This window comes from Streptomyces uncialis, from assembly GCF_001905345.1.
GTDB classification, from domain to species: Bacteria; Actinomycetota; Actinomycetes; order Streptomycetales; family Streptomycetaceae; genus Streptomyces; species Streptomyces uncialis.
This window is the reverse complement of record NZ_LFBV01000009.1, coordinates 343,932-362,730: the sequence shown is the minus strand read 5'-3', so window position 1 is coordinate 362,730 and position 18,799 is coordinate 343,932. Positions and strand designations below refer to the sequence as shown.

Genomic DNA, 18,799 nt, shown 5'->3' with positions numbered 1-18,799 from the left:
GGCGGCTGCCCCGAGAGGTGGGCGGCCGTCGGAGGGGTGGGCGGCCGTCGGGTTCGGCGCCCCCGCCCCGTCCCGCTGTACGGGGGGCTGCCCGTCCGCCGGATCGCGGGGACACCGCTACCCTCGGACCGTCACTTTCAGTGATTGGGTGTCACGTTCGAGTGCGGGCGTCGTCCGGGTGGCTGTCGCGAAGGGTCGCCGTGGACGGTTGACGCGGGTGGTTGACCGGTGGTTGACCGGGTGGCCGACGCGGGTGATTCGACGCAGGTGGTTGACCGAGTGGCTGACGTGGGTGATTCGACGCGGGTGGTCCGCGTGAGGCGTGGCGTATCGAGTCGGACCTGGTCGGCCCGTCGGGGCCGGCCCTGGGGGAAGGAGCCAGTCCATGGGCTGGGACGAGTGGGAAGAGTTGAAGGCGCGGGCCGCCGAACGGCAGTCGACGTCGATGCAGGTGAACCATGTGCCGGGTGATCCGGGGGGTACCGAGGCGAGCCTGGAGGTCCGTCAGAGCGATCTGGCGAAGATCGGCGACCACGCCTTCAAGCTGCATATGCGGCTGTGGGACGAGGCGCGGGTCCAGGTGGCCAGCACGGAGACGGCGGGCGCGGGCCTCAAGGGAGAGGGGTTCGCGCTGGGTGGCGCGCTGGAGCATGTGTCCACCCGGTGGGAGGAACAGGTGAGATCCCTGCGGGACGCCTGCGGCCATATCTCGAACCATCTGGAGTTCACCAAGAAGACCCACCGCGGCGACGACCACCACATCGGCAGCGCGCTGAACACCATCGAGACCCTGACCCAGGGCTTCGACGACCGGGTCGGCGGGCCGGGGGCGAGGAATCCGGTGTACGGAACCGAGAAGGAGAAGAAGGACAGCTGATGGATTTCGCAGCCTTACAGCACGCGGATCTCGGACCACTCGGCACCGCGGTCTCCGACTGGTCCACCCTGATAGGAAATCTGGAGACCCTGGCGAAGGCCGCGCGGGACGGACTCAAGGGGCAGGCGGACAAAGCGGTCTGGGCCGGTGTGAACGCCGCCGTATCGAAGACCTTCATCGCGAAGACCGCCGGCGAGTTCGACGACGCCCGCACCCAGGCCACCTCGATCCGCAACATCCTCCGTGACACCCGCGCGGATCTCCTGCTCCAGCGGCGCAACCTGGAGGAGGCCATCGGGCGGGGTGCGGCGAAGAATCTCACGGTCACCGCGACGGGCGACGGCGGATTCACCGTCACCATGCGCGTCCACCCCGACCGGGCGGGGAAGGGCGGCTCGGTGCCGGACCACGACGAGGCGGATCTCGTCGCGCTGCGCGACGAGGTGCAGAAGATCCTCGTGGCGGCCACGGAGATCGACGCCGGCGCGAGCAAGGTGCTGCGTGCGCTGGTCGACCAGAGCGAACTCGGTTTCTCGGAGGGCGCCTACAACGACCGCGACGCCGCGGTGAAGGCGGTACGGGAAGCCGAGGCACTGGCCGGGCTGGCCCGGCAGAAGCCGCAGGACCTGAGCGTCGCGGAGTTCGACCGGCTCGTCGCGGGACTGAAGCGGTACGCGGACGACCCGCTGTTCTCCGCGCGGTTCGCGGGTGAACTGGGCGCCAAGGGCACCCTGGAGTTCTGGTCCGGCATCAATGACCCCGGGCTGGCGGGTTACCAGCTGACCCAGGAACGCCGCGATCGTTTCGACGACCTTCAGAAGCACCTGGGTCTGACCCTGGCGCACGCGACACAGAGCGATTCGCATGCGATGAACGACTGGAAGCGCGAGATGACCGCGCTGGGCGGGAAATCGGTCGGCCCGCACGGCAGCCATCTCGGATTCCAGGTCATGAGCAGCCTGATGCGCTGGGGCGACTACAACGACCGGTTCCTGACGCGATACGGCCGCGCACTGGTCAAGGCGGAGAAGGAGTACAGCGAGAACGGCACCCGGAGCCCGATCGCCTGGCACCGCTCGGCCGCGGACCCGCAGCTCAACCACACCGGTACGGACACGGGCGCCGATCCCTTCACCGGCTTCCTCAAGGCACTCGCGAACAGCCCCGACGCGTCGACCACGTTCTTCGGGGACCCCTTCCTGGCGAGGGACGAGTCGGACCACGCCAAGGGCGGCATGACGAACTTCGAGTACCTCTTCGAAGAACGCGACTGGCCGCCGGACACCGACAGCAAGGGCGAGAGCAGCATCGCGGGCCGCAACATCCTGGCCCAGGCCCTGGAGTCCGCGGTGACGGGCCACCCGGCGGGCGAGATGCCCACGGCGGACACCCCGGCGCACAGCTACGAACAGGCCACGCTCATGGAACAGATCGTCCACTCGGTCTCGGAGAAGCCTGAGCGCTTGCTGGACCACAAGTACATGGCGGACAGCCTGGGGCAGATCTCGGCGGAGTACATGCCGGACATCAGCCGGGGCCTGAATCCACAAGCGGACGGCGAGGCCCGTCTCATGCCTGTCGCGGGGTCCATGGCCGAGCCCGGGGCGCAGGACCTCACCCGGTTCCTCTACACCCTGGGCCGAACCCCTGACGGATATGCCGCGGTCACTGTTGGCCAGCACAGCTATACGACGTCCCTGATGGAGTACCACTTCAGGAATCCCGACGCGTACATCTCCGACCCCCAGTTCAAGGAAGTGGAGAACCTGAAGGAGGGAGTCGGAAGTATCGCTCAGGTCGCCGGAGAGATCCAGGGCACGATCAGTGCGGGTCGCGCATACGAAGGGGAAGCCGAAGGGGGATCCAAGGACCGCGAGTACAACAATGCGCTGAATCAGGGCAAGGTCTGGGTCGGAAGCGCGGTCGGCATCGGGATCGGGCTGGGGAGCGCGGCGTTCATCGGACCCGGAGGAATCGTCGCTGGCGGATTCGCCGGAACCACTGCGAACGAGATCCTCGGGTCCTTGACCGAAGGGTCCATGAAAGACAGTGCGAACGAGGTGATCTACCGCAATGGTGAACAGCTCAGCGGCACCCAGGAGTCCACGTACAGACTCTTGGAGCAGGCAGTGGTGAAGGCCGGAGAACAATCCGGAAATCCGTCTCAGCACATCGAGTCAATCGTCGCAAGAAGTGCGCAGAACGGATTTACCGCTGCTCACTCCAACGTGGGGCTCTACGTGAACGGCCAAGGCGTACCGAAGGCTCTCGAAAAGGACTGATGCATCATGCCCGCAAAGCGAAAGAGATTACGCACCTATGTGGCCATCACCAGCAGCATGGTCATCGCCGGGGCCACGGCATACTTCTTCGACATTCCCCCATTCTCATCCCGAGCGGAAATCCACGCAGCCGACGTGTGTGCCGTCCTTGGTGAATCAGAGAACCTTGTTCCAGCCCTGAGAACTGCGCTCCCGGAATCATCGGAGTACTCGTTCAAAAATCGGGAGATACTGCTGGGCGAAATGTCCGATCGTCGATCCCAGAGATTCATTTGCCGAGTCGACGGGGAAGATGGAAACTTTTCTCGCCTGTTCACGTCAGACACTCGGATAGCTCTCGCGGAAAGCTCGCAGCTGTGGATCGAAAACTACGTGAATCCGTTCCGTCCGGAAGATTATCCCCTTAGGGAATTCAAGGCCGGAGACAAAGGCGTTGCCTCTATTCGGACCGCAGGGATCTTTGCCCCGTGCATACCTGATGGAAAGATCATCGGGGGGCAGTACAACATCAGCACGGTCGTCGCATTGGACCGGGACAACGACTCCGACGACGGCGACACCAGGCAGGCATTGATCGATATTGCCCGAAGCGCGGCCGAGTACGCCCACAAGAAGGCAAAATGTGAACTCCCGTCGAAGCTTTAGAGCGCTTCGGTCGGGCATGCGAAGTAAAGTAGGCCACGGCTTGTTGGCGAGCCGTCGGAGAAAATGCGGGAAGGGGTCGGGAGATGACCGAGGTTCAGGGTTCCGGGGGTGTGGAGTCCGCGGAGGATGTCCAGGCCCGTAAGGAGCGGGAGAAGGACGAGCTGTACGGGCTCGACATCTCCGGGGTCGAGTGGGTGAGCGCTCCGGGCACCGAGGAGCACGAGGAGCGCGTGGAGATCGCGTATCTCCCGGGCGGAGCCGTGGCGATGCGTTCCTCGCTCGACACGGAGACCGTGCTGCGGTACACGGAGGGCGAATGGCGGGCGTTCGTCCTCGGCGCCAGGGACGGCGAGTTCGACCTGACGCCCACCGCCCGCAACGGAGGACTGTCCGCGGAGGCCGGGGCGAGCCCGGCCCAGTAACGCGAGAGCGCCGGGGTGGGCACCTCCCGTGCGTGCCCACCCCGGCGCGTTCTCCCCTGGCGCCGCCGTCCTACAGGAAGTAGCTGGCGGCCTTCTTGTCGCCACCCATGTAGTCACCACCGGCCCGGCCGACGACCTGGCCGATGCCGACCAGGGCCTGGTGGATGTCCTGGGCTTCCTTGTCCCACTTCGCCTGTTCCTGGGTGTACATCGTGTGGGCCTCGCCCTCCCAGCCCGCGGCGACGGTCGCCACCGCGCGCTTGATGCTGGCCAGGTCCTCCTCCAGCTTCTTGGCCTGGTTCGCCAGCTCGGTGGCGGTCGCGTCGAGGCCGCCGTACCTGACGACGAGTTCGTCGTAGTTACCCGTGGACATCGGTATGTCTTCCTCTCGGAGAATGCTCGGATCGGTACACGCTGTGCCGTCGGCCGTACGGAATCGCTCCTACGGCTGCGGCGGGGCCCGCTAGTAGCCGTTGAAGCTCGACTGGGGCCCGCCGGTCCCCTGGTTGACGTTGATGCTCTGCACCGCCGCGCGGACCTCGTCCTCGCTGCCGTCCTTGATCTTGCGGCTCGCGCTCATCGCTTCGAGGAACTTCACAAGGATGTTGCCGATGCGCACCATCGAGGTGTTGATCTCGTGCTGCTTGCTGTTGAAGGCACCGGCGCCGATGCCCTTCCACTGGCCTTCGAGGCTGTCGATCGTGCCCTGAAGGCGATGCAGCTGGCCCTTGATGTTCTCGAACCGGGTGGCGATGTCCTGTTCGAGCTTGATCAGTTCTGAATCTGACAGCCGCTGGCCCTGAGACATGGCTGCGGTTCCCTTCTGTGATGGGGTTGGGGACGGGGTCGGCGGATCCGCACCGCTAGGGGCGGCTCCGCCGTGGGTGGATCAGGCGTTGCGCCGCTTGCGCACGAGGACGAACGCGCCTGCGCCGACGACCGCGACGGCGGCGGCCGAGCCGAGGATCAGACCGAGGTTGCCGCTGTCGCCGGAGGAACCGTCCGCGCTTGCCCCGGTCGCGGTCGCTTCGTCGTCCTTGGAGTCCTCGGAGCCCTTGGCCGGCTGTTCCGTCGAACCGCCGTTGTCGGCGGACGGCTTGTCGCCGGGGGCCGACGGCTTGTCTTCGGGCGCCGACGAGGTGCCCTCCGAGGGCTCCTTCGTTCCGGCGACGGGAGTCTTCTCGTTGGTGAGCGGGTTGACGTCGGCGGGGCCCGGGTCGATGTTCTTGTCCTCAAGGACCAGCCGGGGCCGGATCAAGCCGTAGCCGAGGTAGTCGCTCGGAGCGTCCTTCGGCCACTGACGTCCAGCCGTGTCGATCAGCGTCCGCAGCACCTGGTTGGCGGTCCAGTCGGGATGCGCCGACCAGATGAGAGCGGCCGAGGCGGAGGCGATGGCGGTGGCCTGGCTGGTGCCCCTGGAAGGGCAGTAGCGGGTGAAGGTCTCGTCACACCAGGCGGGCACGTTCACACCAGGTGAGGCGAGGTCGATGAAGTCGCCCTTCTGTGAGAACTTGCCAACGGTCCCGGTCTTGTCGGCGGCACCGACCCCGATCGCTTCGAGATACGCCGCCGGGTACGCCCTGAACTCCGTGTCAGGACCATCGTTACCTGCGGCCGCGAAGATCAGCTTTCCTTTGGAGGCCGCGTACTTGATGGAGTCCTCAAGTTCAGGGTCGGTGAACTCGCCACCCAGAGAGAGGCTGATGATCCGCGCATCCGAGTCGGCAGCTGCCTCAATTCCCTCAGGAACCGAAGCCGTCTTCTTTGTCTCGGCCTTGTCCGTCAGTTGTTCAAGCGCGACTCGCACAGGGATGATGCGACTGTCCGGAGCCAGCCCTCGGAGTCCGTCGCCTGCGCCGCTGCCGGCGATGAGCTCCGCCATGGTGGTGCCGTGGCCGTCGTAGTCCTTGACGGCCCCGTATGAGGCTGCACGCGGAACTTCTCCGGTGAGCACCTTGCCTCTGAGTGACGGGGTATTGGGATTCACCCCCGTGTCGACCACAGCGACCTTGATGCCCTTGCCCGTGCTGGACTGCCACATCTTTTCGGCCTGCATGGCGTTCATGTACCACTGCTGGCTCTGTACATCGTTGGCGACCGCGGCAGGGGCCAGCGCCACACCGGTCGCACTCGCTGCCGCGCACAGCACAGCCACCGAGGCGAATGCTCTCCGGGAGCGGCGCGAGAGAGACGCACCTGTCCTGCCGCGCCGCCTGATCCCTGGCCTCATGCTCGTCTCAGTCCTTGCCTGGCTCGATCGATCGCTGCTATCGGGTGCTGGCGGTGCTGCTGGAGGGCTCGTCGGGGTCAGCGCCGACATGTTCGGCCGAATCGTCCCGCTCCTCCTGAGCCGACCGGTCCGGCAGTCCCCGCCGACCGCCGGCTCGTCGGACCAGCCCGGTGCCACCCGTGGTGAATCCCCGGCCACCACTCGTTCGAGTGGAGCGCGTCGGGGTACCACCGACCACTCCGCCGGAACCCTGAACTGCGGGTCGGCTCGGCTGACGGCCACGGCCGTCCTGGTTGGTCACACCGATCACCCCGCTGCGGGCAGGGCCGCTCCCGCGCCCGGCTGTGGCCCTCGGCTGTGATGCCGACGCCGGGCCGGCCCCTCCGACGACGTTCCGCGATGCGCCAGAGCCCGCGGGGGTGGGCGTAGAGGTCATGGGCCGGCCACCGACGATGCCGCTGTTACCGGCCGGAGGCATCGGCCCTCCACCGGTACGCGGCATTGCCTGACCGCCGCGGGGCGAGCCCCCTGAGATGGCACGGCCGACCGGCGCCTGACCCGAAGCCGTCCCTCCAGGCACGCCTTGCCTTGTCGCACCCTGACCCGAGGCCGTCCCCCCAGGCATGCCCTGCCTTGACGCACCCTGACCTGTCAGAGGGGCCCGGCCTGAGGCGCTCGCAGGCACCCGGCCACTCGACTCGGTTCCGCCGGCGCGGGCTTGGCCCGGTCGGGACGTCGCCTGCGCCTGGCCGAGAGACCTGGCGGTGCCAGCGCCTGCCGATCGCGGGATGGCCACCACCACAGGCGGACCCCCGACGGCCGGAGGCAACGGCGGCGTACCAGCGACCGGTGCGGGTCCGCTTGGCGGAGCTCCGACCACCGGCGTCGGAGGCGCAGAAGCCGGAACCGTTCCGACACTCGCGATCTCGGTGCCTACAGTCGGTGCCTCGAACTCCGGCACCGCACGACCCGGCTGCACGACAGGGGTGGTTGTACCCTCCAGACCCACGCCTGGGCCAGCGGCAACAGCTGCTCGACTGCTGCCGTCCTGCACATACGCCTGAGTGCCGATTTGCGAAGTCTGCGCAGCGGGGCCGCTCTCAGCGCTGGTGGGTGGATCCGTAACCCTGCTTCTCCTGGGCTGCGGCACCCCCACCGCCGGCATAGGCGCGAACGTGGGGCCCTCCTGGGTGGACAGGACCTGTTCCGAGACCGCATAGAAGGACGCCAACCGGTTCATCTGGTTGATCGCCTCCTGGCGGTGCTTCTCCGCCTTGAGTGCGGCCGTGTAGTCCTCGTTGTCGCTGTTCCGCTTGTCCGGAGGGAAGTCCTCGGCCGCCTTGGGGTCGGCCCGGGCGTCGCGGGGCGGCATGGAGCTGCGGACGGACGCGAGGCCCGTGCCCGCCGCCGTGATCTGGGTACCGGCCACGTCCGCGAAGTCGGACAGTTGCAGGGCGTCGGATACCAGGGCCTGGCCCCAGCGCCGGAACGCCTCGCCCGCCTCACCCTCCCAGTCGGGCTGCCCGATATGGCCCTTGAGCGCCTCGGCCGCCTTCTTGATGGCGTCGCGGGCGTTCCACAGGGCGTTGCCCGCCTCTTCGAGTTCGGCCGGGTTCGTGTTCTGGACCAGGTCGATCATGTCGTTGAGGCGGTGGGACTCGAAGCTGGTGCGGCCGGGGCTGATGCTCGGCGCGTTGAAGAAGAAGGTGTTCTCCAGCAGATCGGAGACCTTGACCACCATGTCGGTGGCGCCGACCTGCTGGGCCACCCGTTCGAGGTCCGCCGTGTCCGGTGTGCTCTGGTTGTCGTCCGTCATGCCTACCACCCCGTCTCGGACTGCCTGTCGTCGGTGCGCTTGCGGCCGGGCGCGGCCAGCGACTCACGGAGAGTCGTCTGGATCGCCCAGAACTGCCGGCGGGTGTCCTCGTCGAGATTGTCGAAGCCGACGTCCGCTCCGTGGACGGCGATGCCCATCGACTCGATCTGCTGGCCCAGTGCCCTGGAAAGGGTCGTCAGGCGCTGGTGGACGCGGTTGTACTGGCCGAACAGGCCGTCCGCCTCGGCGAAGCAGCTGTTCGCGCTGGAGAGGGACGCCCGGGAGACCTGCTGGGAGCCGACCTTGCCGGAACTGCCCGGTGATTCCTCGAACTCGGACAGCACCGTGTCGATGCTCTTCTTGAAGGTCTTGAGCGCCGCGACCCCTCGGCGCAGATCCGCGCCGCTCATGTAAGAGGCGCCGCCCACACTGTCCGGAAGCCCCACTTCGTCCTCCCCCGTATCCCCGTGGCCTCGCCCGGTCGCACGTCCGAACGAGTGTGCGCGGGTGTGGCCCGCGCCCCGTCACTGTAGTCACCAAGCGCTACCAAGCCAACCGAGCTTTGTGAAGCCTGAGTTGTATAGCTGGGCGTTTGCCCGGTTTGCACCGCGTTGTTTGCCGTGTTCCTCCGTGACGGAGTCGTGAGGAGCTTACGGAGAGCTTGTCGCGGGGCGCATGAGTACGGGTACTCAATCGATCATCGGGTGTCCCGGCCGGCCGACGCGGCCCGTCGGCGGCCCGCGTCGCGCCAGGCGACCGCGACACCCGCGAGGGCGGTGGCGAGGACGGCGGCGGCGACCGTGACGTAGGTGGCGAGGCGGGCGTTGCGTTCGGACGCCGACTCGCCGAGGTCGACCTCGGGGGCGGTGGGCGCCTTCGCGCGGGTGACGCCCTCGGCGGCGGCCGGGGTCTCGACGGGGGTGTCGTCCTCGGTGAGGGCGCGTACGGGGTCGACGACGCCCCAGCCGACCAGGCGGTCGTGTCCGGCGACGGAGCGTTCCGCGGTCTGCTGGATCTGGGCCACGATCTGACGGGCGGTCCAGTCGGGGTGCTTGGCCTTGACGAGGGCGGCGACCCCGGCGACGTACGGGGCGGCGAAGCTGGTGCCGTTGTCGGAGCAGTGGCCGCCGCCGGGGACGGTGGAGACCATGTCGACGCCGGGTGCGGCGACCCCGACGAACTCGCCGGACTGGGAGAACGGGGCGCGTTCGTTGTTGCGGTCGGACGCGGCGACGGCGAGGACTCCCGGGTAGGAGGCGGGGTACGTCTCCTTGACGTTGCCGCCGAGGCCGTCGTTGCCCGCGGACGCGACGACGACCACGTCCTTGTCGAGCGCGGCCTCGACCTCCCGGCGCAGGGCGTCGGTGGGTTTGACGGCGTTCGCGGTGTCCTGGGAGATGTTGATGACGTCGGCGCCCTCGTCGACGGCGTGCCGGATCGCGCGGGCGAGGGTCGCGGCGGTGCCGTTGCCGTAGGCGTCGTTCTGGTGGACGGGGATGATCCGCGCGGCGGGCGCCAGTCCGACGAAGCCGGTGCCCTTGGCCGGGCGGGCCGCGATGATGCCCGCGACCCGGGTGCCGTGGCCGACGGTGTCGCTGGTGCCGTCGGCCTTGCCGCGCGGGACGGGCTCGCCGTCGTCGTCCTTGGGCTTGGGCGGGAGCGAGTTGAGGCCCTTGGAGGTGTCCACCGCGCGGGTGAGCTGCGGGTTCTTGATGTCGACGCCGGTGTCGATGACGGCGACCTGGACGCCCTTGCCGGTGGACTGGGCCCACAGTTCGTCGAGCAGGACGCGTTGCAGTGCCCAGGGGCGTCCGGGGTACGCCTTCGAGGGGAAGGTGCACTGTCCGGTGTCGGCGAGCGCGGGGGACGCGGCGGGCAGCACGGTCACCGTGGCGGTGGTGGCGGCGGCCGCGGTGAGGGCCGCCCAGCGGCGCAGGGTCCGGCGTCGGGCGGCGGGAGCGGGCGAGCGGGTCATGGCGGCGGCTCCCGTCACGCGCCCTGCGGCTGGCGGGCCGCGGCGGTCGACAGTCGGGGTCCGGTGGGCAGCAGGGCGGACCAGGCGGCCGGTACGGGGGTCGGCACGGCCCGCTCGTAGCCGAGACATGCCTGGGCGCGCTGGGCCTCCTGGAGCTGTTCCTTGCGCTGGGCGGCGGACATGCCGATGCCCGCGTCGTCGGAGGCGCTGTCGCTGTTGGACTGGAGGGCGTAGCGCAGCCCGGTGTCGGTGACGAGGAAGACGCCGCCGGTCTTGGTCTGGGCGCCCTTGACCTGGCGGAACAGCTGGCCGGAGCCCGGGGTGACATAGGCGCTGGAGGAGCCGGTGGGCAGCGGGGCGGGGAAGCCGGTGCCGGCCCACGTGCTCAGGGTGGTGGTGCCGTTGTCGCGGTCGACGGCGCGCAGGACGTTGCAGACGGTGTCGCGGCCGCCCGCGGCGATGTCGTTGACGGTGCGGGGTTCGGCGGTGGGCCAGTCGCGGTCGCCCGCGAACTCCCGGGTGGCGGGGGTGAAGGAGGCGGGTCCCACCTCGCGGGCCTTGCCGGCCTGGCCGAGGGGGTCGAGCTGGCGGCTGCTGAGCAGCAGCCGGGCGGTGAAGTCGGAGACGGGGGCGATCTCGTCGGGCAGCACGACGTAGTAGCGGGTGCGGTCGCCGTCGGGGGCCCGCAGGATCGTGCCTACCTTCTTCGTGTCCGTGTCGAGCGTGCCGGGCACGTCGGCGGTCGCGCCGATGGTTCCGTCGACGTCGGGGAAGTCGACGGGGTCCCCGTTACGCAGCGTGGCGAGCCATTGGCGGGAGACGCGCTGGGGGGCGCGGTCGGAGCGGACGAGGGTGCGCAGCAGGAGTTCGTCGTCCGCGGGGACGCGGTAGGCGGTGCCCTGGGCGTCGACGACGTAGCGGGTGCGGTCGGGGCCGGTGACGTACAGGAGTTCGCCGCCGCGCAGCCGGGAGGGGCCGTCGGTGAGCTTCTTCTCGCGGTCGGCGAGGACGAAGGTGGCCTTCTGGATGGCGCGTCCGCCCTGGCCGGGCTGTTCGCAGACGGCCCAGCGCTTGGCGGTGTCGGCCTCCTTGGCGGGCGGCAGCCGGTCGGGGGCGTAGGGGATGCCGAGGGTGGCTCCGTGCGGGATGCGGCCCTTGTCGATGACGGACTCGTCGACGCTGATGACCTTGCCCTGGTCGGGTTCGAGGAGGAGCTTGGCGGACGCCATGTTGAGGACGGGGTGCAGCTGGCGTTTCCCGTCGGTCTTCAGGACGACGTACCGGGTGGTGGAGTCGCTGGCGATGATGACGTTCTGGTACGGCTTGGACCAGCCGGGCGGGGCGGAGGGTTTGAACATGCCCCAGGCGCCGAAGACGGCGAGGACGATCACCCCGACGATCAGGCCGGGCACGATGCCGCGCAGCGGTCGCGGGGCGTCCTCCTCGGAGCCTCCCGGGGAGGGCTGGAGGTAGGCCGCGAGCATGCGGCGCTTCGCGAAGGTGTAGGCGTTGAGCTCGTCGCGCCGTGATGCCATCGGTGTGTGTTTCTCCCCGTGTCCCCGAGTGCCCCGAAGCGGGTGTGACGTGCCGGGCGATCGCCCGTGCGTCGTCGGCTTCGTGGTGCGTCCCCTGGTGCGCCACCGGTGCGGACGGCCGGGGACCGCGTTGTCAGACCGGGCACCTACTATGCCTGGTACGTGGTCGTGCGCGCGGGCCGGGTAGGGTGAGCGGCCCTTCAACCGCCTTGCCGATCAGCGGTTTTCGGGAGACTTCGGGGAAGTTCAGGGAATTCGGGGGATATGGAGTGATGGTTTCCGCCACGCGGTCGCGTTCGCGGTCCCGTTCGGGCCCCGCTGCCGGGCGTGGTCAGGGCCGGTCCCGGGGCCGTTCGGCGCGGGGGCCGGTGGGCCCGTCCGCCGGGGGCCCGTCGGTGTCGCCCCGCGCGGGGGCGCGTTCGGGGGGCGCGGGGGCGTCCCGTCTGCAACAGCTCGCGATGGTGGAGGTGGCCGTCGCGCTGGCGGTCGCGGCGTGGGTCGTCGATCCGGTGGCGCTGGCGGTGGTCGCCCCGGTGGCGCTGGCGCTGGTGCTGCTCGCGGTGGTGCGCCGTCGTGGGCGTTCGCTGCCGGAGTGGCTGAGGACGCTGGTGGCGTTCCGCGCGCGGGTGCGGCGTGCCAGGTCGGCGCCCGTGCCGGACCCGGGGACGGACCCGGCGCTCGCGCCCCTGGTGGAGTGCGATCCGGCGTTGCGGACCTATCGTCACACCCCCGGTGACAGCCGGGACCGGCGGCCGATCGGTCTGATCGGGGACGGCGCGTTCCTGACGGCGGTGCTCCAGGTGGAGTCGGACGCGACGGCGCTGCGCGCGGAGCGGGACCGGCGTCCGCTGCCGCTGTCGCTGGTGCGGGACGCGCTGGAGGTGGACGGCATCCGGCTGGAGTCGGCGCAGGTCGTGGTGCACACCCAGCCCGCGCCCGCGCTGGGGCTGCCGCAGGACTCGATAGCGGTCACCAACTACACGCGGCTGGGCGCGGGGGCGGGTGTCCCCGCGGTGCGGATCACCTGGGTGGCGCTGAAGCTGGACCCGGAGCGGTGTCCGGAGGCGGTCGCCGCGCGCGGTGGCGGGCTGACGGGGGCGCAGAAGTGCGTGGCCCGGGTGGCGCAGCATCTGTCGAGCAGGCTGACGGGTGCCGGGTTCCGGGTCACGGTCCTGACGGACGAGGAGCTGACGGCCGCGGTGGCGACCTCCGCGGGCGCCAATCCGATGGTCACCGTGCAGGCGGCCACCTCGGGGCGGCGGCAGCGGCGTACGGAGGAGTCCAGCCGGGACTGGCGCTGCGACAACCGCCGTCACACCACGTACTGGGTGCGGCGCTGGCCGCAGCTGGGTGGTGCGGGGGCGTCGCTGGCGCAGCTCGTGGCGTTGCTGACGGCGGTGCCCGCGCTGGCCACCACGTTCAGTCTGACGCTGAGCGGCGCGGGTCGGGAGGTCGGGGTGCGGGGTCATCTGCGGATCACGGGGCGCAGCGAGACCGAGTTGACGGCGGCGCGGCGTGCGCTGGAGCAGGCGGCGCGGGACGCCAGGGTCGGACTGTCCCGGCTGGACCGTGAGCAGCTCCCGGCCGCGTTGGCCACCTTGCCGTTGGGGGGAGCCCGCTGATGGCTTTCGCTTCCACACAGTCCGCCGGCGGGTCCGGCGGAGGGCAGTCCCCGGGGCCGTTCACGGGCGCGGGTTCCGCCGGTACGGGTTCCACTGGTCCAGGCTTCGCCGGTACGGGGCAGGGGCCGGGGTACGGGGCGCCCGGCGGCGGGCAGCCGGGCGGTTATGCCGGGGGCGGTCCGTCCGGGACGGGTGGTCCGGTGGCCGGTGCGGGCGAGGCGCCGGGTGCGTCCCCGGGCGGTGTGCGGGCCCGGGTGCGGGCCGGGTTCGGGCTGATCGGGCCCCGGCATCCGCGCCAGACGCTGCCCGTGGAGCAGTTCGACTCGCTCACGCTGCCCCTCGGGGACGACGGTGTGGTGATCGGTGTCGACGCCGAGGACCGGCCCGCGGTGCTGGGGGTGAACCGCCCCACCCCGTACGACGTGGTGCTGATCGGCGGGCTGTGGACCGCGCAGGTGCTGGCGCTGCGGACGGCGGCGACGGGCGCGCGGCTGGCGGTCGAGACGGGCCGGGCGCCGATGTGGACGTCGCTGGCGCAGGCGGCGGGCGGCGCGGTGCAGTGCGTGACGCTGTACGACGTGGGCCAGGTGCCGCCGCTCGGCGCGTCCGCCGGTGGTCCGGTCGTCGTGGTGCGGGACTGCGGTATGCGTCCCCCGCGCGGGCGGGTGATGTCGGCGCCGTGGCAGACGGTGGTGACGCTGCTGCCGTATCTCAGTCCGGTGGCGCCCCGGTTGATGCGTCAGGCGCGGCTGGTGGGTGTGCAGCGGGTGTCGCCGGACGAGGCCGCGGAGATAGGCCGGGTCCTCGGGCTGCCCCCGGAGGACGTGGCGTCGCTGCCGACCCTCGCGGACGGTGTCACCCTGTGGTGCGCGGACCGGGACCGCCACTATGTGATGACACGGCCCACGGACATCGAGGAAGGCCTGCTCGGGCTGCCCCGCCGGATGGACTGATCGCCCGGGTCCGGCCCCCGGAAAGCACGGGTGGCGGGGGGACACACACATGTTCCGGGACAATCAAGGGCATTGACACCGGGAGACGTCGAACGCGTTGACGAGGGCCCGTGTTCGGGCTTGACCGGCTTTGTCCGGTACGGGCGCGCGTGCGGGTGCCGCCGCCGGGCAGTTCTGACGGGACGGGGGACAACGGCGGGCCGACGGGCCTGCCGTACGGGCGCTCGCGGTGATTAGGCTGGGACCGGGCGCGCCTTCGTCACCCGTGAGCGGTCGCTGGTGGCCCCGGGGTGAAGCCCTGGCGGACCGGTCGTACCGGGCCGCCGGGAGCGGTGCCCCACCATCGCGGCAAGCAGGGTGCTCGAACCACACCAGGAGGAATTGTGAACAGCGATCGGGACGGGAAGCGCGGGGGCTGGGCTACACCCGACGATGACCAGTCCGACGCCGAGTCCGCTGTGGAGACGACGGGCGAGTTCACCATCGACTACGCCCCGCCCGCCTGGTACACGCAGAACGCCTCGGGGAGCGCGGGTGAGACCCCGTCGGCGTCCCCGGCGCCGGTCGCGCCCGCCGCGTATGCGCCGCCGCCCACCGGGGCGGCCGTGACGATGCCCCCGCCGCCGGGTGAGTTCGCACCGCCCGCGGCGGAGGCGACCGGTCGGCCGGACGCCACCGGTCCGTCGGGACCCACCGGTCCGTCGGGGGGTGCCTCGGTGCCCGGGTTGCCGTTGGGAGCGGGGTTCGAGCCTGTCGCGGCACCCGGTGGGACGCCCGCCGGGCCGGGTCCGGCCGTGAGCGCCCCTGTTCCGGGGTATCCGATGCCCACCGGTACGCCGACGACGGCCCCCGGGACGCCCCCGCCCCCTCCGGCCGAACCGCCCGCCGTGCCTGCCGTGCCCGCCGTGAACGCGGGTGCCGCCGAGGCCGGTTCGGGCGGTACGAGTGGTACAGGGAGTACGAGTGGTACGGGCGCGGGCGGCGCGGGCAGTGGGGATCTGGAGAGCGGGGCGACCATGCGGATCTCCTCCGCCGCCCTGAAGCGGGAGTTCTCGCAGCGGGCACAGGAGGCCGTGCGCCCCGGTGCGACGGGTGCCGCCAGGGACCCCGGTACCGGTGATGCCGCCGCGCCCGCCGCTGGTGACCCGAGTGGTCCGCAGGGCCACGCGGGCAGCGGGGACGCCGTGGTACCCGGTCCCCGTACGCCGTCCGCCGACCCCGCGTCCGGACCCGGCGCGGACCCGTCCCGTACGGAGTCCGCGGTCGCGTCGTCCGGCGACGGGTCCCGGGGCGAGGGCACCGGCTCCGGAGCCGCCCCGGAGTCCCCTACGCCGGACACCTCAGCCGCTGAGGCCGCTGAGGACGACGGCACCGCCGCGTCCACGACCGCCGCCACGGCCGACTCCGTCGAGGGGGTCTCCCCCGGCAGCGGTCCGCCCGCCCCGGTGCCCGGTCAGGCCGGCGGTGACGCCAAGAGTGGCGGCCACCTGGGGGCCGGCCCGGAGAACAGCGCCGACACGGCCGAGGGCACGCCGGGTGACGTTCCGGCGGACATCCAGGACGCGGTACCCCCCGTGCCGTCCGCACCGGCTGTTGCTCCCGTCGCCGACGGCACCGCGACGGACGGCCCCGGTACGGCTCCCGGTACCGCTCCCGACGGGGCGGACCACGGCACACCGCCGCACTGGACCCCGCCCCCCGCCCCGCAGGACGGACTCCCGCCGCTGCCCCCCGCCTTCCAGCCCGCCACCCCGGGCCCCGCCGGACAATGGCCCGTCACGGACCGCCCGGGACCCGGCGCCCCCGTGACACCGCAGCTCCCGCCGCCCGCGCAGCCCCCGGGCGTACCGCAGGCACCGCAGGGCGCGCCCGGCGCCTGGGCCGGTCCTGGTGCGCCCCTGGCCGGTCCCGGCACGGCACCCGCCGGATCTGACACACCGGCCGTCCCCGGGCAGGCCGCACACCCCGGCCACCCCGGCCACCCCGCACAGCCCGGCCAGCCCGCCCACCACACGGCACCCGTGCCGCCCCCGCCCGCGTCGGCGCCCGGCGCGTACCCCGTGCCCCAGGCGCCCGCGCACCCGACGGGTGGTCAGCCCGTCCCCGGTGGATACGGCTTCCCCCAGCCGGGCCAGGTGCCCACCGGACAGCCGCCGCTGCCGGACCCGTCCGTGGCGCAGGGCGGCGGGTACGGCTTCCCGCAGCAGCCCGTTCCCCCGGTGGCCCAGCCGCCCGCGTTCCCCGCCCAGGAAGGGTGGAACCCGGCCGCGCCGTCGTCGTACCCGCAGCCCTCCCAGGCGGCGCACCACCCCCAACAGCACGTCCAGCAGCCGCCCGCCGCACCGCCCGGCCCCCCGCAGGGACAGGTGCCGGGCGGGCCCCTGCCCGGACAGCAGCAGCCGTACCCGCCGGGACCCCACCAGTCCCAGCCGCAGGCACAGCCTCAGCAGGGAGGCGGCTACGGCTTCCCGCAGGCACCCGGCCACCCCGGCGCCCAGCCGCAGCAGGCACCGCAGCCGCAGCAAGCCCCGGGCATCCCGCCCGCCCACCAAGGCCACCAGAGCCACCAGGGCCACCAGGCTCCGCAGCCACCGCACGCCCCTTGGCCGGAGCAGGCGCAGCCGCAGCCCCAGCAGGCACCGCAGGCACCGCAGCCGCCCCAGGCATCGCAGCCGCCGCAGCAGGGTGGGCCGGGGCAGCCGTTCCCGGCCGACCCCCGGGCGGGCAGCGCCTGGCCGCAGCCGCTCCAGCACGACCAGCGCGAGCGCACCAACCCCGGTGCCCCGCTCGGGTACACGGCCGCGGTGGAGCTGTCGTCGGACCGGCTGATCGGCAAGAAGCAGAAGGCGCGCAGCGGCAGGCCCGCTGCGGGTGGTTCGCGGTTCAAGCTCGGCGGCAAGAAGGAGGAGGCGGAGCGGCAGCGCAAGCTCCAGCTCATCCGTACGCCCGTGCTGTCCTGCTACCGCATCGCGGTGATCAGCCTCAAGGGCGGTGTCGGCAAGACGACCACGACGACCGCGCTCGGGGCGACGCTGGCCACCGAACGCCAGGACAAGATCCTCGCGATCGACGCCAACCCCGACGCGGGCACCCTCGGGCGCCGGGTGCGCCGGGAGACCGGGGCGACCATCCGTGACCTGGTGCAGGCGATCCCGTACCTCAACTCGTACATGGACATCCGCCGGTTCACCTCGCAGGCGCCGTCCGGTCTGGAGATCATCGCCAACGACGTCGATCCGGCGGTGTCCACGGCGTTCAACGACGAGGACTACCGGCGCGCGATCGACGTGCTCGGCAAGCAGTACCCGATCGTGCTGACGGACTCCGGCACCGGGCTGCTGTACAGCGCGATGCGCGGGGTGCTGGACCTCGCGGACCAGCTCATCATCGTCTCGACGCCGTCGGTGGACGGGGCGAGCAGCGCGAGCACGACGCTGGACTGGCTGTCCGCGCACGGGTACGCGGATCTGGTGTCCCGTTCGCTGACGGTGATCTCCGGGGTCCGTGAGACCGGCAAGATGATCAAGGTGGAGGACATCGTCAGCCACTTCGAGACCCGGTGCCGCGGTGTGGTCGTCGTGCCCTTCGACGAGCATCTGGCGGCCGGGGCCGAGGTGGACCTCGACATGATGCGGCCCAAGGTGCGGGAGGCGTACTTCCAGCTGTCGGCGCTGGTCGCCGAGGACTTCTCACGGGCGCAGCAGGCCCAGGGCCTGTGGACGTCCGACGGGAATCCGCCTCCGCAGCTGGCCCCGCCGATGCCGGGTCCGTACAGCCACGGCCAGGCGCAGCAGGCTCCCGCGGCGCCGGGCCAGGTTCCCGGGCAGATGCCCGGTCAGGTACCCGGGCAGCCGCCCGGTCAGGTACCGGGGCAGATGTCCGGCCAGGTCCCCGGGCAGATGCCGCCGGGTCAGCTTCCCGGGCAGCAGCAGCCGATGGGCGGGGGCGGGTACCCCGGCGCCGGTCAGGCGTACGCCCCGCAGGAGGGCGGCTACGGATGGCCGCCGCACCCCGGTGGGGCGGCGGCGGGTCCTCCCCCGGGGATGCCCCTGCCTCCCGCCGGGGCGCCGTACCCCTACGCCGGTGCCGGTACCGATCAGCCCATGGCACCCGGCGCGGTGCCCCCGCAGATGCCTCAGCCGCCGCAGGGTCCCCCCGCTCCGGCGGGTACGGAGGAGGGGGACTCCCCCAGCCGCTGAGGTCCCGCCCTCGAACGTGTCGACGAACGAGCTCACCCACATGGGTGACCCGTGGCCGGCCGGAGACGCTTCTCGCAGGCGTCCCCGGCTTTTCGGCGTGTGCCGACGGGGCAGGCGGGACGCGTGTGGGCCAGGTGGACCAATTTCCGCCGCGAGGGGGCTGGAGGGCTTGTTCTCGCAGGCCACGTCGGGGGCGGGGGTCGTTGACGGGACGTACCTACGCTGATAAACACACAAGCAATC

At 71.3% G+C, this 18,799-nt stretch carries 15 protein-coding genes and 1 pseudogene; 8 read left to right on the top strand and 8 right to left on the bottom strand.

Features of this window, described 5'->3' with window-relative positions; all coding sequences use genetic code 11:
- Window positions 1-385 precede the first annotated feature (385 nt).
- The 4 genes from AB852_RS30195 to AB852_RS30185 all read left to right on the top strand — a co-directional run bounded on the left by AB852_RS30195 (window position 386) and on the right by AB852_RS30185 (window position 4,226).
- Window positions 386-877: a hypothetical protein gene (locus tag AB852_RS30195; protein ID WP_073793392.1), complete on the top strand. Its 492-nt coding sequence runs from the start codon at window positions 386-388 to the stop codon at window positions 875-877.
- Complete coding sequence (locus AB852_RS30190) at window positions 877-3,159, top strand: DUF6571 family protein (protein ID WP_073793391.1); 2,283 nt, start codon at window positions 877-879, stop codon at window positions 3,157-3,159. Before AB852_RS30195 ends, AB852_RS30190 begins: the two co-directional genes overlap by 1 nt.
- A 39-nt stretch (window positions 3,160-3,198) precedes the next feature.
- On the top strand, window positions 3,199-3,804 hold the full coding sequence (locus AB852_RS39355) for a hypothetical protein (RefSeq protein ID WP_143201302.1): 606 nt from the start codon (window positions 3,199-3,201) through the stop codon (window positions 3,802-3,804).
- Window positions 3,805-3,887: 83 nt separating this feature from the next.
- Complete coding sequence (locus AB852_RS30185) at window positions 3,888-4,226, top strand: DUF397 domain-containing protein (protein ID WP_073793390.1); 339 nt, start codon at window positions 3,888-3,890, stop codon at window positions 4,224-4,226.
- 70 nt (window positions 4,227-4,296) lie between these two features.
- Here the strand turns inward: AB852_RS30185 and AB852_RS30180 are convergent, their stop codons facing one another.
- The 7 genes from AB852_RS30180 to eccB all read right to left on the bottom strand — a co-directional run bounded on the left by AB852_RS30180 (window position 4,297) and on the right by eccB (window position 11,782).
- The gene (locus tag AB852_RS30180) at window positions 4,297-4,599 is read right to left on the bottom strand and encodes a WXG100 family type VII secretion target (protein WP_073793389.1); all 303 of its coding nucleotides are present in this window, start codon (window positions 4,597-4,599) and stop codon (window positions 4,297-4,299) included.
- 90 nt (window positions 4,600-4,689) lie between these two features.
- Window positions 4,690-5,034 carry a WXG100 family type VII secretion target gene (locus tag AB852_RS30175; protein WP_073793388.1) on the bottom strand — a complete coding sequence of 115 codons (345 nt, stop codon included), beginning with the start codon at window positions 5,032-5,034 and terminating at the stop codon, window positions 4,690-4,692.
- An 81-nt stretch (window positions 5,035-5,115) separates the two neighbouring features.
- Window positions 5,116-6,381 (bottom strand): S8 family serine peptidase, encoded by a 1,266-nt coding sequence (locus AB852_RS30170; protein WP_245876974.1) that lies wholly within the window; start codon window positions 6,379-6,381, stop codon window positions 5,116-5,118.
- Window positions 6,382-6,493: 112 nt separating this feature from the next.
- Window positions 6,494-8,272, bottom strand: coding sequence for a hypothetical protein (locus AB852_RS30165; protein ID WP_073793387.1), 1,779 nt, complete (start codon window positions 8,270-8,272; stop codon window positions 6,494-6,496).
- Window positions 8,273-8,274: 2 nt separating this feature from the next.
- Complete coding sequence (locus tag AB852_RS30160; protein ID WP_245876973.1) at window positions 8,275-8,718, bottom strand: hypothetical protein; 444 nt, start codon at window positions 8,716-8,718, stop codon at window positions 8,275-8,277.
- 251 nt (window positions 8,719-8,969) lie between these two features.
- Window positions 8,970-10,247, bottom strand: coding sequence for a type VII secretion-associated serine protease mycosin (mycP, locus tag AB852_RS30155; protein WP_073793385.1), 1,278 nt, complete (start codon window positions 10,245-10,247; stop codon window positions 8,970-8,972).
- A gap of 14 nt (window positions 10,248-10,261) precedes the next feature.
- On the bottom strand, window positions 10,262-11,782 hold the full coding sequence (gene eccB / locus AB852_RS30150) for a type VII secretion protein EccB (RefSeq protein WP_073793384.1): 1,521 nt from the start codon (window positions 11,780-11,782) through the stop codon (window positions 10,262-10,264).
- A 272-nt stretch (window positions 11,783-12,054) separates the two neighbouring features.
- On the opposite strand from eccB, the gene eccE reads away from it, so the two are divergent.
- The 3 genes and pseudogenes from eccE to AB852_RS41700 form a co-directional block, all read left to right on the top strand.
- Window positions 12,055-13,404: a type VII secretion protein EccE gene (eccE, locus tag AB852_RS30145; protein WP_073793383.1), complete on the top strand. Its 1,350-nt coding sequence runs from the start codon at window positions 12,055-12,057 to the stop codon at window positions 13,402-13,404.
- Window positions 13,405-13,604: 200 nt separating this feature from the next.
- The gene (locus AB852_RS30140; protein ID WP_073793382.1) at window positions 13,605-14,357 is read left to right on the top strand and encodes a hypothetical protein; all 753 of its coding nucleotides are present in this window, start codon (window positions 13,605-13,607) and stop codon (window positions 14,355-14,357) included.
- A gap of 290 nt (window positions 14,358-14,647) precedes the next feature.
- Window positions 14,648-14,821 (top strand): annotated as a pseudogene (locus AB852_RS41700) (hypothetical protein); the annotation flags it as partial.
- A 23-nt stretch (window positions 14,822-14,844) separates the two neighbouring features.
- Here the strand turns inward: AB852_RS41700 and AB852_RS41695 are convergent.
- Entirely contained in the window at window positions 14,845-15,033 is a 189-nt protein-coding gene (locus AB852_RS41695) for a hypothetical protein (RefSeq protein ID WP_245876972.1), read from the bottom strand.
- Between the two features lie 220 nt (window positions 15,034-15,253).
- Between AB852_RS41695 and AB852_RS30135 the strand changes: the two genes are divergently transcribed.
- Window positions 15,254-18,556 (top strand): nucleotide-binding protein, encoded by a 3,303-nt coding sequence (locus tag AB852_RS30135; RefSeq protein WP_425444194.1) that lies wholly within the window; start codon window positions 15,254-15,256, stop codon window positions 18,554-18,556.
- The last annotated feature ends 243 nt before the right edge of the window (window positions 18,557-18,799 follow it).